The 13,943-nt window shown below is 71.3% G+C and carries 13 protein-coding genes and 1 pseudogene; 4 read left to right on the top strand and 10 right to left on the bottom strand.

The window, feature by feature from the left end; translation table 11 throughout:
• The first annotated feature begins 6 nt into the window (after nt 1-6).
• Nucleotides 7-627 carry an isochorismatase family protein gene (locus DEJ00_RS00825; protein ID WP_173034561.1) on the top strand — a complete coding sequence of 207 codons (621 nt, stop codon included), beginning with the start codon at nt 7-9 and terminating at the stop codon, nt 625-627.
• Nucleotides 624-2,132: an NAD-dependent succinate-semialdehyde dehydrogenase gene (locus DEJ00_RS00820; protein ID WP_111056140.1), complete on the top strand. Its 1,509-nt coding sequence runs from the start codon at nt 624-626 to the stop codon at nt 2,130-2,132. The genes DEJ00_RS00825 and DEJ00_RS00820 overlap by 4 nt, the downstream gene beginning before the upstream one ends.
• Before the next feature lie 46 nt (nt 2,133-2,178).
• Here DEJ00_RS00820 and DEJ00_RS00815 read toward each other — a convergent pair whose 3' ends face one another.
• From DEJ00_RS00815 to DEJ00_RS00780, 8 genes and pseudogenes are all read right to left on the bottom strand, one after another.
• On the bottom strand, nt 2,179-4,032 hold the full coding sequence (locus DEJ00_RS00815; RefSeq protein WP_111056139.1) for an ABC transporter ATP-binding protein: 1,854 nt from the start codon (nt 4,030-4,032) through the stop codon (nt 2,179-2,181).
• Nucleotides 4,033-4,039: 7 nt separating this feature from the next.
• On the bottom strand, nt 4,040-4,255 hold the full coding sequence (locus DEJ00_RS00810; RefSeq protein ID WP_027466417.1) for a hypothetical protein: 216 nt from the start codon (nt 4,253-4,255) through the stop codon (nt 4,040-4,042).
• 260 nt (nt 4,256-4,515) lie between these two features.
• On the bottom strand, nt 4,516-5,895 hold the full coding sequence (locus DEJ00_RS00805; RefSeq protein WP_071244347.1) for an MFS transporter: 1,380 nt from the start codon (nt 5,893-5,895) through the stop codon (nt 4,516-4,518).
• 219 nt (nt 5,896-6,114) lie between these two features.
• Nucleotides 6,115-6,744, bottom strand: a pseudogene (ribA, locus tag DEJ00_RS00800) (GTP cyclohydrolase II); the annotation flags it as partial.
• A 29-nt stretch (nt 6,745-6,773) separates the two neighbouring features.
• On the bottom strand, nt 6,774-7,889 hold the full coding sequence (ribD, locus tag DEJ00_RS00795) for a bifunctional diaminohydroxyphosphoribosylaminopyrimidine deaminase/5-amino-6-(5-phosphoribosylamino)uracil reductase RibD (protein WP_071244344.1): 1,116 nt from the start codon (nt 7,887-7,889) through the stop codon (nt 6,774-6,776).
• A 55-nt stretch (nt 7,890-7,944) separates the two neighbouring features.
• A complete protein-coding gene (locus DEJ00_RS00790; protein WP_181440049.1) occupies nt 7,945-8,499 on the bottom strand; it encodes a GNAT family N-acetyltransferase in 555 nt (184 codons plus the stop codon).
• Between the two features lie 2 nt (nt 8,500-8,501).
• Nucleotides 8,502-9,512 carry a tryptophan--tRNA ligase gene (gene trpS, locus DEJ00_RS00785; protein WP_111056137.1) on the bottom strand — a complete coding sequence of 337 codons (1,011 nt, stop codon included), beginning with the start codon at nt 9,510-9,512 and terminating at the stop codon, nt 8,502-8,504.
• A 41-nt stretch (nt 9,513-9,553) separates the two neighbouring features.
• Entirely contained in the window at nt 9,554-10,411 is an 858-nt protein-coding gene (locus DEJ00_RS00780) for an exodeoxyribonuclease III (protein ID WP_111056136.1), read from the bottom strand.
• Between the two features lie 52 nt (nt 10,412-10,463).
• Between DEJ00_RS00780 and DEJ00_RS00775 the strand changes: the two genes are divergently transcribed.
• Nucleotides 10,464-10,796, top strand: a complete 333-nt coding sequence (locus DEJ00_RS00775) for a hypothetical protein (protein WP_111056135.1) — start codon at nt 10,464-10,466, stop codon at nt 10,794-10,796.
• A gap of 92 nt (nt 10,797-10,888) precedes the next feature.
• Here DEJ00_RS00775 and DEJ00_RS00770 read toward each other — a convergent pair whose 3' ends face one another.
• Both DEJ00_RS00770 and DEJ00_RS00765 read right to left on the bottom strand, forming a co-directional pair.
• Nucleotides 10,889-11,161 carry an HPr family phosphocarrier protein gene (locus DEJ00_RS00770; protein WP_022905912.1) on the bottom strand — a complete coding sequence of 91 codons (273 nt, stop codon included), beginning with the start codon at nt 11,159-11,161 and terminating at the stop codon, nt 10,889-10,891.
• Between the two features lie 69 nt (nt 11,162-11,230).
• Nucleotides 11,231-12,001: a DeoR/GlpR family DNA-binding transcription regulator gene (locus DEJ00_RS00765; RefSeq protein WP_027466423.1), complete on the bottom strand. Its 771-nt coding sequence runs from the start codon at nt 11,999-12,001 to the stop codon at nt 11,231-11,233.
• A gap of 251 nt (nt 12,002-12,252) precedes the next feature.
• Between DEJ00_RS00765 and ptsP the strand changes: the two genes are divergently transcribed.
• Nucleotides 12,253-13,911 (top strand): phosphoenolpyruvate--protein phosphotransferase, encoded by a 1,659-nt coding sequence (gene ptsP, locus DEJ00_RS00760; RefSeq protein WP_027466424.1) that lies wholly within the window; start codon nt 12,253-12,255, stop codon nt 13,909-13,911.
• Nucleotides 13,912-13,943: the final 32 nt, after the last annotated feature.

Below are 13,943 nucleotides of genomic sequence, written 5' to 3'. Positions count from 1 at the left end.
GGACCCATGGCAAGAGCACTGCTCGTCGTGGACGTCCAGAACGACTTCACCGAGGGCGGTGCGCTCGCGGTCACCGGGGGAGCGGCGCTCGCGAAGCGCATCACCGCGTTCCTCGGTCGGCACGGGGACGAGTACGACCTCATCGTGGCGTCCCGCGACTGGCACCACGGGGACGACGACAACGGCGGACACTTCGCCGGACCCGAAGGACCCGACTTCGTCGACACGTGGCCGGTGCACTGCGTCGCCGGGACGCCCGGCGCCGACTACCACCCCGATCTCGACACCGCCCTGATCGACGTCGACGTCCTCAAGGGCCAGGGCACGCCGGACTACTCGGCGTTCCAGGCCGTGACCGAAGCGGGCGTCCCGCTGGCCGACGTGCTCGCCGAGCGCCGCGTGCACACGATCGACGTCGTCGGCATCGCGACCGACCACTGCGTCCGGGCCTCGGCACTCGACGCCCGTGCCGCGGGCCTCGACGTCGCCGTGTACGAGGACCTGGTGGCCGGCGTCGACGCCGAGCGCAGCGCCCGGGCGCTCGACGAGATCCGGGCGGCCGGCGGACACGTCGACCGCAGCGACATGGACGAGGGCCTCGCAAACCCAGGAGGAGCACGACTGTGACCGACACCACCACGAACGAAACCACCACCACCACCGTCGCCGACGAGCACGTCCGCGTCGAGGGCGTCCCCACCGGACTCTTCATCGGCGGCACGTGGCGTGCCTCGTCGAGCGGGTCCACGTTCGCCGTGCACGACCCGTCGACCGGTGCCGTCCTGGCCGAGGTCGCGGACGCCACCCCCGAGGACGGCATCGCCGCCCTCGACGCCGCGGCCGCCGCGCAGGAGTCCTGGGCAGCAACGGCCCCGCGCACACGGTCGGACATCCTGCGCCGGGCCTTCGACCTGGTGCACGAGCACGCCGACGACCTCGCGGCCCTGATGTCGCTCGAGATGGGCAAGCCGCTGGCCGAGGCCCGCGGCGAGGTCGTCTACGGCGGCGAGTTCCTGCGGTGGTTCTCGGAGGAAGCGGTCCGCATCACCGGCGACTACCGCACGAACCCCGAGGGCACCGGCCGCGCGATCGTGCTGAAGCGTCCGGTCGGCCCCGTCTACGCGATCACGCCGTGGAACTTCCCGCTCGCGATGGCGACCCGGAAGATCGGACCGGCCCTGGCCGCTGGTTGCACGGTGGTCGCGAAGCCGGCCGACCTCACCCCGCTGACGACCCTGTTCCTGGTCGAGCTGTTCCGCCGTGCCGGGCTGCCGGACGGTGTGCTCAACGTGATCCCGTCGAGTGACGCCAAGGGGCTGTCGGAGCCGATCATCGCCGACCCGCGCCTGCGCAAGCTGACGTTCACCGGTTCGACCCCCGTCGGTTCGGCGCTCCTCAAGCAGGCGGCGGACAACGTGCTCAAGACGAGCATGGAGCTCGGCGGCAACGCCCCGCTGCTCGTGTTCGACGACGCGGACCTCGACGAGGCGGTGGACGCGGCGATGCTCGCGAAGTTCCGCAACACGGGCGAGGCCTGCACCGCTGCGAACCGGTTCTTCGTGCAGGACGGCATCGCCGACGCGTTCGTCGCCGCCCTCACCGCGAAGGTGGACGCCCTGCGCGTCGGCCGGGGGACCGAGGACGGCACGACGCTCGGACCGCTCATCGACGACCGGGCCGTGGACAAGGCCGCGTCGCTCGTCGACGACGCCGTCGGCCGCGGTGCCCGGCTCGTCACCGGCGGCCACCGGATCGACCGCCCGGGCACCTTCTACGAGGCGACCGTGATCGACGACGTGCAGCCCGGCTCGGAGATCATGACGACGGAGATCTTCGGACCGGTCGCCTCGGTGACGCGCTTCAGCACCGAGGACGAGGGGATCCGGCTCGCGAACGACACCGAGTACGGACTCATCGCCTACGCCTTCACGACCGACTTCCGGCGCGGCCAGCGGCTCGCCGAACGCCTGGAGACGGGCATGCTCGGGCTGAACACGGGCGTCGTGTCCAATGCGGCGTTCCCGTTCGGCGGCGTGAAGTCCTCGGGCCTGGGCCGCGAGGGATCGCACGAGGGCATCGAGGAGTACCTCGAGACCGTCTACGTGCTGACGCCGGACCCGTTCGCCGCCTGAGTCCGAGTCGACGGTACGGCCGCGGTGCTCGCGGCCGTCCCCGAACTCACACGAGCAGCTGGTGCTTCGCCAGGTCGCGGTAGAGCGGCGTCGACTCCACGAGCTCGGAGTGCGTGCCGCTGCCGACGACGCGGCCGTGCTCGAGCACGACGATCACGTCGGAGTCGACCACCGTCGACAACCGGTGGGCGATCACGAGCAGGGTGCGGTCCTCGGCGACGGCGTCGATCGCGAGCCGCATCTTCTGCTCGTTGACCCCGTCGAGTGACGACGTCGACTCGTCGAGCAGCAGGATCGGGGGAGCGGCGAGCAGCGCGCGGGCGATGGCCAGGCGCTGCCGTTCCCCACCGGAGAGCATCACGCCGTCCTCACCGACCTGCGCGTCGAGACCGCGGGGATCGCGGTGCAGGACCTCGCCGAGGTTGACCGCCTCGAGCACCCGGACGCAGTCGTCCTCGGTGGCGTTCGGCGACCCGAGCAGCAGGTTGGCGCGGATCGTGCCGGCGAGCACGGGGGCGTCCTGCTCGACGTAGCCGATCTGGGCTCGGAGCTCGTCGCGATCCATGCCGCGCACGTCGATGCCACCCAGGCGGATGACCCCGTCGGTGGGGTCGTAGAACCGCTCGATGAGCGCCAGGGTCGTCGACTTGCCGGCACCGGACGGGCCCACGAGTGCGACGCGCGAGCCGCGGGGCACCCGGAACGACACGTCGTGGAGCACCACGTCGTCGGCCGGGCGCTCGTCGTCGACGTGATCCGGGCCTCCTGGACGGTCCGCGGGGTCGGACGCGACCGCGCCGTCGGCACCCGAGGCGTCCGCCTGGGCGCGGTACCGGAACGACACGTGCTCGAACGCGATGGCGTCGTCGGTGGGGACCGCTGCGGCGGGTCGGACCGACTCGTCGTCCTGGGACTCGGTCGGCAGGTGCAGGATCTCCTCGATCCGACCGAGCGCGCCGAGCGCCTGGGCGACGGCCACGGCCGCGCCCATCGCCTGGCCGAGCGGCATGATCATCATGAAGAGCAGCAGGATGAACGTGATGAGCGTCGCGATGGTGATGGTGCCGGCGGCGACCTGTGCCCCGCCGACGCCCAGGACGGCGATGAACGCGACCTGCATGACGATGCTGGCGACGGGCACGACGAAGGCGGACATCTTGGCGATGTCGAGGCCCCGCTTGTAGGCCTCGGTCGCGTGGCCGTCGACCTCGCGCACCTCGCGCTCGGTGGCGCCGGCCGCTCGGATGGTGCGGACCGCGCCGATCCCGCGTTCGACGGCCGCGGTGAGGTCGCCGACCTTCTCCTGCGCACGCTTCGAGGCGACCCGGATGCGACGGCTCAGCCCGCCGACGACGACGATGGCGATCAGGACGATGACGATCACGATGCCGAGCAGCAGCGGGTCGATGATCGCCATCGCGACGATGGCACCGACGAACGTGAGCGCGCCGCCGATCGACTCGATCAGTCCCTGGGTCAGGACGGCCCGCAGGAGCGTGGTGTCGCTGCCGACGCGGGACACCAGGTCGCCGGTCCGGCGGGCGTCGAACTCCGAGATCGGCAGGTTGAGGATGCGGGCGATGAGCTTGCGGCGGGTGGAGAGCACGACGCCCTCGCCCGCGCGCTGCAGCAGGAAGTGCTGCACACCGTTCAGCACCCCCGCGACGATGACGAGCCCGACCAGCAGCCACACGAGCGTGCTGAGGGTGTTGCCCTGCTGCACCGCGGTGATGACCTGGTTGACCAGGAGCGGCTGCGCGAGCGAGGCCCCCGCACCGAGGACGCTCAGCACGATGATCACGACCATCGCGGGCTTGTTCTCGAACAGGTAGGACAGCAGGCGACCGAACGTGGCGCGGGGGCCGTCGGAGGTCTTCGGGCGTGCGAAGGGGAAGCTCATCGTGTTCCTAGTTTCTGCCGTACTTCTTGTGCACTGCCTGTCGGCTGACACCGAGCAGCGTCGCGATCTCCTGCCACGAGGCGCCGGCGGTGCGGGCACGTCGCGCGGCGAGCTCTTCGGTCCGGTCGAGCTCACGGCGCAGCTCCCGCACGTTGGCGAGGGCGGAGAACGGGTCGTCCCCCGATGCTCCGGCCGCGAGGCTCGTGATGGTCGGTCGGTCCATGCCTGTCAACCTACATTGACGCACCGACATCCGTCAACCTGCGTTGACGGCGTTTCGCCGCGCTGCACCGGGTGCGCAGACGCCGGCGTCTTCGTTCGACGCCGCCACGCGCGCGAGACGCCGCCGAATCCGGCGGCGTCTCGGAGGGCATGCGGCGTCCCGCTGACACGACGGCGTGTTGCGCGGCGGGGGGGCACACGAGGGACGGGAGGCCCGGTGCCAGCTGGCACCGGGCCTCCCGTCCGTCAGGTGGTCGCCGATCAGGCGTCGGCGATGTCCTTCGACTTCGTCTCGCGCACGAAGAGCAGCGCGACCAGCGTCACGACCGCGGCGATCGTCAGGTACAGGCCGACCAGGAAGATGTCGCCGTCCGGCTTCCAGAGTGCCAACGCGATGGTCGGGGCGAGTGACGCACCGAGGATCGACGCGACGTTGTACGCGATGGCCGAGCCGGTGTACCGGACGTTCGTCGGGAACAGCTCGGGCAGCAGCGCACCCATCGGACCGAAGGTCAGCCCCATCAGCGAGAGCCCGACGATGAGGAACGTCACCACGGTGATCGGCCCACTCGACGCCGCGAACCAGAACTGGAACGTCAGGCCGAACAGCGCGATGCCGATCGTGGTCGGGATGAGGGTCTTGCGGCGGCCGAACCTGTCGGCGAGCAGCCCGGCGATCGGGGTGAAGATGCCGAAGAACACGACGCCGATCATGAGCAGCGTCAGGAACTCGCCACGGGTGTAGCCGAGGCCGACCTTCGGGACGAGTGCGCTCGCCTCGGCGCCGGTCGTGCCGTACGACAGCGTGAACGTCGTCATGAAGTAGAAGAGCACGTACGTGGCGACCATGCCGAAGGTGCCGACGATGACGGCCCGCCACGAGGTGCGGAACACCCGGCCGAGCGGGACCTTCGCGACCGTGCCGGACTCCTGCACACCGCGGAACACGGGCGACTCGACGAGCTTGAAGCGCACGTAGAGGCCGATGATGACGAGCACGGCGGAGAGCAGGAACGGGATGCGCCAGCCCCACGCCTGGAAGTCGGCGTTCGGGGTGCCGTCGGCACCGGCGGGCATCGCCGCGTTGATCGCGATGAACAGGCCGTTCGCGAGCAGGAAGCCGATCGGGGCGCCGAGCTGCGGCATCGAGCCGAACACGCCGCGCTTGCCCTTCGGCGCGTTCTCGGTCGCGAGCAGGGCCGCGCCGGACCATTCGCCGCCGAGCCCGACGCCCTGGGCGAAGCGCATCACGGCGAGCAGGACCGGGGCCCAGACCCCGATGGTGTCGAACGTCGGCAGGCAGCCGATCAGGAACGTGGCGGTGCCCATCACGAGCAGCGATGCGACGAGGGTGGTCTTGCGGCCGATCCGGTCGCCGAAGTGCCCGAAGATGATCGACCCGACCGGCCGGGCGAAGAACGCCAGGGCGAACGTGACGAAGGACGACAGCTGCGAGGCCGTCGGGTCCTCGTTCGGGAAGAACAGCGTCGGGAAGACGAGCACCGCGGCGGTCGCGTAGACGTAGAAGTCGTAGAACTCGATCGACGTGCCGACGAGGCTCGCGATGACGACGCGGGAGCGCGGGTTGCCGGCGGGTGCCGGAGCGGAGGTGGGCGTTGCGGGTGCCGGGGCGGCGGTCATGACAGTGCGGGGTCTTCCGTGCTGCGTGCTCCCGACGGGGAACACGAGGATCCGAAACGGCGGACACCGATCGGTTCGCGCGGGGTGGCGCGGGCACCGATCGGGTGCGTTCGGCTGAGGGGGACCGCTTGTGACGGAAGCCCGATCATACGACAGATGTCGTCTGCCTGCGAATCAGCCCAGAGTCAGCTGGCCGCAGCGTCCGTCACCGGCGCGCGCTCAGGCGCCCGCGCCGGCCCCGGCTTCGAGGTGCTCCGGCAACTGGTGGCCCATCCGGTCGCGCTTGGTGTCCAGGTACCCGGCGTTCTGCGCCGAGATGCCGACGACGAGCGGCACGAGCGAGTCGACGGTGATGCCGTGCTCCTCGAGCTGGCGGCGCTTCTCCGGGTTGTTGGACAGCAGCCGGACGCGGGTGATGCCGAGGTCGGCGAGGATGCCCGCGGCGCCGCCGTAGGCGCGGGAGTCGGCGGGCAGGCCGAGCGCGAGGTTGGCGTCGAGGGTGTCGAGACCGTCCTCTTGCAGGCGGTAGGCCTTGAGCTTGTTGATGAGACCGATGCCGCGGCCCTCCTGCCCGCGCAGGTAGATGACCACACCGCCCTCGGCGGCGATCGTGTCGAGCGCGGCGTCGAGCTGGGGGCCGCACTCGCACTTCAACGACCCGAAGGCTTCACCGGTCAGGCACTCGGAGTGCACCCGGACGAGTGCCCCGTCGGTGGGCATCGAGCCGTCCGGCAGGGTGCCGATGATCGCGACGTGCTCCGCGCTCGTCACGAGGTCGCGGTAGGCGCGCATCTGGAAGGTGCCGTGGGTGGTCGGCACGTTCGTCGACACCTCGAACTTGACCGGGCTCCCCGGCGTGGGGGAGGTCAGCGCATCGGTCATGGGGTGCTCCGGTCGTTCGTGGGCCCGTCGTTCCCGAGCCCGGGTGTCGCGTGCTGCTGTTGCTGGCGGTGCTGGTTCTGGTGCTGCGGACGGTGCGGTCGGGCTCGGACCAGCAGGTCGGGGCCGAGGCTGGTGGTCGATAGTACGTCCAACCGCCGACGCTCGGAGATGCTTCCCACCCCCAGGTCGTCGAGGGCGACACGGGGTCCGCCGAGCAGCACCGGGGCGAGGTACACCAGGTACTCGTCGACGAGTCCGGCGGCGATGAGCGCCGAGGCGACCGTGGGACCACCCTCGACGAAGACCGAGTGCACGCCGTGCCCGCGCAGGGCACCGAGCGAGGTGGCCAGGTCGTGTCCGGGCAGGGTGACGAGCCCGCGGGGGTGCCGACGGACCGCGGCGTCGGCCGGCACCGGGCGGTCACCGAGCACCACGGCGAGCGGCTGGTCGGCGAGGAGTTCGCCGGCGTCCCCGCGGGCGGTCAGGCTCGGGTCGTCGGCCAGGACTGTGCCGGTGCCGACGAGGATCGCGTCGTGGGCGGCGCGCTGTTCGTGGACGTGCTGCCGTGCGGCGGCGCCGGTGATCCACTTGCTCGTGCCGTCGGCAGCGGCGGCGCGCCCGTCGAGGCTGGAAGCCCACTTCACGGTGACCCACGGTCGGCCGAGCCGGACCGAGAGCAGCCACCGTTCGAGGAACGCCTCGGCCTGGTCGGCCAGGACGCCGGAGACGACCTGGACCCCGGCGGCGCGGAGTCGGTCGGCGCCGCCGTGCACGTCGGCTCCGGGGTCGTCGATCGCGTAGACGACCCGGGCGATCCCGGCGTCGAGCAGTGCCACGGCGCACGGCCCGGTGCGCCCGACGTGGTTGCAGGGTTCGAGGGTGACGACCGCCGTCGCGCCACGCAGCAGTGCCGGATCGACCTTGGCCATCGCGTCGACCTCGGCGTGCGGGGTGCCGGCGCCCTTGTGCCACCCCTCGGCGAGGACCTCGCCGGCGGGGGAGAGGATCACGGCGCCGACGCGGGCGTGGTCGCCGACGACGGGCCCGAGGGCCGCGAGTTCGAGCCCGCGGCGCATTGCCCGGACCTCGGTGGGTCGTGCCGTGTCGCTCACGGGCCGAGCCTACCGGCGGCGGTTGGGTGACACGTCACCACGGTTGTGAGCGCGTTCAGGCGCTGGGCCACGGGAGCTCGGAGGCGGGTGTGCCGTCGGCGCGTCGCAGTGCGGTCCACGCTGTGGTCGGGCCGCCGTCCCGGTCCGGAACCCGGGCTGCGCCGAGGCCGGTGTACGAGAACCCGGCCGCACGGGCGACCGCCGCCGAGGCCGTGTTGCCCTCGTAGCACTCCCAGTAGACGTCCGGCGCGCCCTGCTCGAACGCCCAGTCGACGACGAGCCGGACGGCGTCGTGCATGAGCCCGGCGCCGCGCGCGGACGGTGCGAGCCAGAACCCGAGGTCACGACCCGCGGTGCGGTAGCTGATGATGCCCACGAGCCACGTCGAACCGGCCGGTCGGATCGCCCACGTGTACTCGCGGTCCGAGGCCCGCCCCGGTCCGACCAGGGCGTCGACGAAGGTCCGGGCATCCTGCTCGCGGTACGGCGTCGGCACCGTCGTCCACCGGACGATCTCCGGGTCCTGGCAGGCCTCGGTGATCGCCGCGGTGTCGGCGCGGGTGGGCAGGTCGAGCCGGACCCGCGCCGACTCGAGCGTGACGGGCAGCACGGTCAGCCGCGCAACCGCGGGACGAACCCGATGCGGTCGTAGACGCGGGCCAGGGTCTCCTGCGCGATCGATTCGGCGCGGTCGGCGCCGACGGCGAGCAGCCGGTCGAGCTCCGCCGGGTCGTCGAGGAGTTCGAGTGTGCGGGCGCGGACCGGTTCGAGCTCGGCCACGACGGCGTCGGCGACCTCGCCCTTCAGGTCGCCGTAGCCCTTGCCGGCGAACGATTCCTCGAGCGCGGCGATCGAGGTGCCGGTGAACGCCGACAGGATCGACAGCAGGTTCGTCACACCGGGCTTGGCCTGGCGGTCGGCGCGGATCTCGCGCTCGGCGTCGGTGACCGCCGACTTGATCTTCTTCGCCGTGCGCTTCGGGTCGTCGAGCAGGCGGATGAGACCGTTGTCCGACGCTGCGGACTTGCTCATCTTGCTGGTCGGGTCCTGCAGGTCGTAGATGCGCGCGGTCTCGGTCAGGATGCGTGCCTCGGGCGTGACGAAGGTGTCACCGAACCGCGAGTTGAAGCGTCCGGCCAGGTCGCGCGTGAGCTCGACGTGCTGGCGCTGGTCGTCGCCGACCGGCACGACCCTGGTGTCGTAGAGCAGGATGTCCGCGGCCATCAGGATCGGGTAGGTGAAGAGCCCGACCGACGCGGCCTCGGCGCCCTGGCGTGCCGACTTGTCCTTGAACTGGGTCATCCGGCTCGCCTCGCCGAAGCCGGTCAGGGTGTTCAGCACCCAGGCGAGTTCGGCGTGCGCGGGCACGTGCGACTGCACGAACAGCGTCGCCTTGGACGGGTCGATGCCCGACGCGATGTACTGCGCAGCGGTGGCCCGGGTGTTCGCGCGGAGCTCGGTCGGGTCCTGGGGCGAGGTGATCGCGTGCATGTCGACGACGCAGTAGATGGCGTCGTAGTCGTCGAGCAGGGTCCTCCACTGCATGAGCGCCCCGACGTAGTTGCCGAGGTGCAGCGATCCGGCGGACGGCTGGATGCCCGAGAAGATGCGGGTCTTGGTCATGGTGGTGCTCCGGTGCGTCAGGTGAAGCGAGAGAAGAGGGGTCAGAGTTCGTAGTCGACGACCACGGGGGCGTGGTCGGACCATCGCTGGTCGTACGCCGCGGCGCGGTCGACCGTGTACTCCGTGACCTTGGCGGCCAGGTCGGGCGTCGCCATCTGGTAGTCGATGCGCCAACCGGTGTCGTTGTCGAACGCCTGCCCGCGCCACGACCACCACGTGAACGGGCCGTCGACGTCGCCGGCCTGGGCGCGGCCCACGTCGACCCATCCGAGCCCGGGACCCGTGGAGCCGTCGGCACCCTCGACCGGTTCGCCATCGGCGCCGAAGAACCGCGAGAAGTAGGCGCGCTCGCGCGGCAGGAAGCCGGCTCGCTTGACGTTGCCCTTCCAGTTCTTGATGTCGCGCTCGTCGTGCCCGACGTTCAGGTCACCGACGACGACCGCGAGCGGGTTGTGCTCGCGGAGCGCCGGCAGCCGCTCGGTCATCGCGTCGAGGAACTTCCACTTCTCGTCCTGCTTGGGGGTGTCGACCTCGCCCGAGTGCACGTACGTGGAGACCACCGTGACGGTCGTCCCGCCGATCTCGTAGTCGGCCTCGAGCCAGCGGCCGGCCGAGTCGAAGTCGTCCGGGCCGAGCGCGACGCGGTGGAGCTGGGCACGCTTGTGACCAGCACCGTGTCGAGATGCGATCGCGACGCCGGCCCGGCCCTTCGCGGTCGCCGGGTCGTGCACGATGTCCCACTCGTCGCCGAGCAGCGCCGCCAGGTCGTCGCTCGACGCGCGCACCTCCTGCAGGGCCAGCACGTCGACGTCGCGGGTGGCGAGCCAGTCGCCCATGCCCTTGCGGAAGGCGGCGCGGACGCCGTTCACGTTGACGGATGCGAGGCGCAGGCGTGTCATGCAGAACACCTTATCGGCGGGTGCCGACAGCCCTCGGTCGTACGATCTGCCCATGACCGTCGTGATGACCGTCGGCGAGCTGCTCGCCGCGTTCCGACCCGTGGCAGCGCAGATGCTCCGTCCGGACGAGTTCCGCTCCGCCCGCTTCTGGGTGAGCCCGCACGGGGACTGGGAACTCGACCACGAGGAGGACGAATTCATCGACAGCTCGATGAGCGTCGTCTGGGAGATCGGGGGCGAGGCCCAGGGTGCGAGGAGCCTCGTCGAGGACGTCGACGACCTGCCCGGACTCCTCCACGACCTCGCCGACGACCTGCAGGACTTCATCGCCGAGAGCTCCTTCGCCTGGGGCGAGCTGCGCGCGATCCCGCCCGTCGCGCCATAGCGGCGACCGGACGACGGACGGGAGGCCCGTGGCTGCGCAGCCACGGGCCTCCCGTCCGCTCTGTGGTCGCGTGCAGGACGCGACCTGCGCGATCAGGCCGCGTCGTGGTCCGTCTTGAGGAACTCGACCAGGCTGTCCGCCGTGGTCTCGGCGTCGTCGCCCGACACGGTGAGGGTGACCTCGTCGCCGTTCTCGATGCCGAGCCCGAGCAGGGCGAGGATGCTGCCGGCGTTCCCGGACTTGTCGCCCTTGGCGATCGTGACCTGGTGCCCCGACGCCGTCACGGTCTGGACGAAGAGGGATGCGGGGCGAGCGTGCAGGCCGGATGCGCTGGCGACGGTCACGGTGCGGGTGGCTTCGGACATCGATGTACTCCTGTCGATGGGTGGTTGGCTCATGCTAGCGAGCGCTGGGTGGGCGGGAACGGGGCACGGTCAGGGTCGGCCGGGCCAGAAGACCTCGGTGCCGGCGGCCTCGACCTCGCGGACCAGGTCGAGGTTGACGGCGGGGTCGGTGATGATCGTGTCGATCGCGGCGAGCGGGGCGACGCGACCGAACTCCTCGCGGCCGAACTTGGTGTGGTCGGCGAGCAGGATGCTCCGTCGTGCGGACTTGATCATCGCGCTCTTCACGGCGGCCTCGGCCATGTTGTGGGTGGTCAGACCGCGCTCCGGCGTGATGCCGTTGATGCTGATGAAGGCGACATCGACGCTGACCATGCCGATGAGCTGGTGCGTCCAGGTGCCGACGCCGGCCAGGGAGTCGCTGCGGATGTTGCCGCCGAGCAGGTGCAGGTCGATGCCCGGGCGGTTCGCGACGGCGGTGGCGACGGGGAGCGAGTGCGTGACGACGGTCAGCCCGCGGTCGGTCGGCAGCAGCTCGGCGAGGCAGATGGTCGAGGTGCCGGCGTCGATCATGATCGAGCCGTTCTCCGGCAGTTCCGCCAGGGCGGCCTCGGCGATGACCATCTTCTCGGTCTGGTTGATGCCGCCACGGTCGCCGACGCCGGGGTGCAGGGTGATCCGCTCGACGGGGATCGCACCGCCGTGCGCACGACGGACGAGGCCGCGGCGCTCGAGGCTCGTCAGGTCGCGGCGGATGGTCTCGGGCGTGACGGCGAGCAGCTCGGCCAGGTCCTTGACGTCCACCCGGCCCTGCGCGCGCGCCTGCTCGACGATGCGCTGGTGGCGTTCTGGTGCGTACATCGGACCTCGTCGTCTCGGGTCGGAACGGAACGGACATGCTCGGGCACGACATGCGCGATGTCGTCCCCTGCGTTCGATCCGCCAGACGCAAACGGGCATCTGTTTCTGCATTTTTATCCCCGGATGTGTTTGTTTGTCAACGCGAAGCGGGGTAGTGTGCTGCTCAGCCGCACGGGCGTGGTCCGTTCCCGTGTCGTGTGCACCGAACGATCCACCCCACCGCAAGCGCGTGTGAGATGAAGGAGTCTCGAATGTCCGAACTGCTCGGCACCGGCGTCGGCCGTGGCGTTGCCCACGGCCCCGTGCTCCGGATGGCTGACCCGCTCGGCGAACCGTCGAAGGACGCCCTGGTGGGCTCGGCGGACGACGCGAAGCAGGCCGTGCACGACGCACTGGCCGCCGTGGCGGACGACCTCAACAAGCGCGGACAGCTCGCCGGTGGCGACGCCCAGGCCGTTCTCGAGGCCCAGGCGCTCATGGCGCAGGACCCGACGCTCCTCGACGACGTGCACACCCGCATCGACGGCGGCACCAACGCCGAGCGTGCCGTGTACGAGGCGTTCGCCCAGTTCCGCGACCTGCTCGTCGGCATGGGTGGCTACATGGGGGAGCGCGCGGCCGACCTCGACGACGTCGCCCAGCGCATCATCGCCAAGCTCCGCGGCGTGCACGCCCCCGGCGTCCCCGAGTCGGACACCCCCTTCGTCCTCGTCGCCCGCGACCTCGCCCCGGCGGACACCGCGCTGCTCGACCTCGAGAAGGTCCTGGCGCTCGTCACCCGTGACGGCGGCCCGACCTCGCACACCGCGATCCTCGCCCGTGCCAAGGGCATCACCGCCATCGTCGGTGTGACCGGTGCCGACGACCTGGCCGACGGCGTCCACGTCGTCGTCGACGCCGTGGCCGGCACCGTCTCGACCGACCCGTCCGACGCGCTCGTGGCCGAGGTCGACCAGCGCATCGCCGACCGCCTCGCCGCCGCAGCAGCACCGCTCACCGCGGGTGCGCTCGCCGACGGCCACGTCGTGCCCCTGCTCGCGAACCTCGGCAGCCCCGCCGACGCCGCCGGCGCCGTTGCTCTCGGTGCGGAGGGCGTGGGGCTCTTCCGCACCGAGTTCCTCTTCCTCGACTCGCCCAAGGCCCCCACGGTCGACGAGCAGACCGAGTCGTACCGTCAGCTCCTCGCGGCGTTCCCCGGCAAGAAGGTCGTCGTGCGCGCGCTCGACGCCGGCGCCGACAAGCCCCTGCCGTTCCTCACGGACAAGGACGAGGAGAACCCGGCCCTCGGGCGCCGCGGCCTGCGTGCCCTGCGGAACCACCCCGAGGTCCTGCGTGACCAGCTCACCGCGCTCGCGCAGGCCGACGCCGCGACCGAGGCCGACCTGTGGGTCATGGCCCCGATGGTCGCCGACGCCGAGGAGACCGAGTACTTCGTCACCCTGGCCCGCGAACTCGGCATCCGCACCGCGGGTGTCATGGCCGAGGTGCCGTCGCTCGCGCTGATGGCCGAGCAGGTGTTCCAGAACGCCGACTTCGTGTCGATCGGCACGAACGACCTGACCCAGTACACGATGGCCGCCGACCGCATGCTCGGCACCGTCGCGTCCTACCAGGACCCGTGGCACCCCGCCGTCCTGCGCCTCGTCGCGCAGCTCGGCACCGCGGGCGCCACCGCCGGCAAGGCCGTCGGGATCTGCGGCGAGGCAGCAGCCGACCCGCTGCTCGCCGTCGTCCTGGTCGGTCTCGGCGCCACCACCCTCTCGATGACCCCCGCGGCCCTGGCCGACGTGCGCGCCGAACTCGGTCGCTACACGCTCGAACAGGCCCGCGAGATGGCGACGGCGGCACTCGCCGCGAGCACGGCGGCGGCCGCGAAGTCCGCTGCCGCGGCCGCGACGCACGCCGCCTGAACCACCACCCCCAGCACCACCCCTCCCATCAC

The sequence above is a fragment of the Curtobacterium sp. MCLR17_039 genome (assembly GCF_003234745.1).
Taxonomy (GTDB): domain Bacteria; phylum Actinomycetota; class Actinomycetes; order Actinomycetales; family Microbacteriaceae; genus Curtobacterium; species Curtobacterium flaccumfaciens.
The sequence above is the reverse complement of the archived record's forward strand: the minus strand, read 5'-3'. Positions and strand labels throughout refer to the sequence as shown.

Bases quoted from the DNA above. Each gene is read 5' to 3' on its own strand.
- DEJ00_RS00805 (WP_071244347.1), bottom strand. From the start codon at position 5,895: ATGACCGCCGCCCCGGCACCCGCAACGCCCACCTCCGCTCCGGCACCC.
- DEJ00_RS00825 (WP_173034561.1), top strand. From the start codon at position 7: ATGGCAAGAGCACTGCTCGTCGTGGACGTCCAGAACGACTTCACCGAG.
- DEJ00_RS00770 (WP_022905912.1), bottom strand. From the start codon at position 11,161: ATGTCCGAAGCCACCCGCACCGTGACCGTCGCCAGCGCATCCGGCCTG.
- ptsP (WP_027466424.1), top strand. From the start codon at position 12,253: ATGTCCGAACTGCTCGGCACCGGCGTCGGCCGTGGCGTTGCCCACGGC.
- DEJ00_RS00775 (WP_111056135.1), top strand. From the start codon at position 10,464: ATGACCGTCGTGATGACCGTCGGCGAGCTGCTCGCCGCGTTCCGACCC.
- DEJ00_RS00780 (WP_111056136.1), bottom strand. From the start codon at position 10,411: ATGACACGCCTGCGCCTCGCATCCGTCAACGTGAACGGCGTCCGCGCC.
- trpS (WP_111056137.1), bottom strand. From the start codon at position 9,512: ATGACCAAGACCCGCATCTTCTCGGGCATCCAGCCGTCCGCCGGATCG.
- DEJ00_RS00810 (WP_027466417.1), bottom strand. From the start codon at position 4,255: ATGGACCGACCGACCATCACGAGCCTCGCGGCCGGAGCATCGGGGGAC.
- DEJ00_RS00765 (WP_027466423.1), bottom strand. From the start codon at position 12,001: ATGTACGCACCAGAACGCCACCAGCGCATCGTCGAGCAGGCGCGCGCG.
- DEJ00_RS00815 (WP_111056139.1), bottom strand. From the start codon at position 4,032: ATGAGCTTCCCCTTCGCACGCCCGAAGACCTCCGACGGCCCCCGCGCC.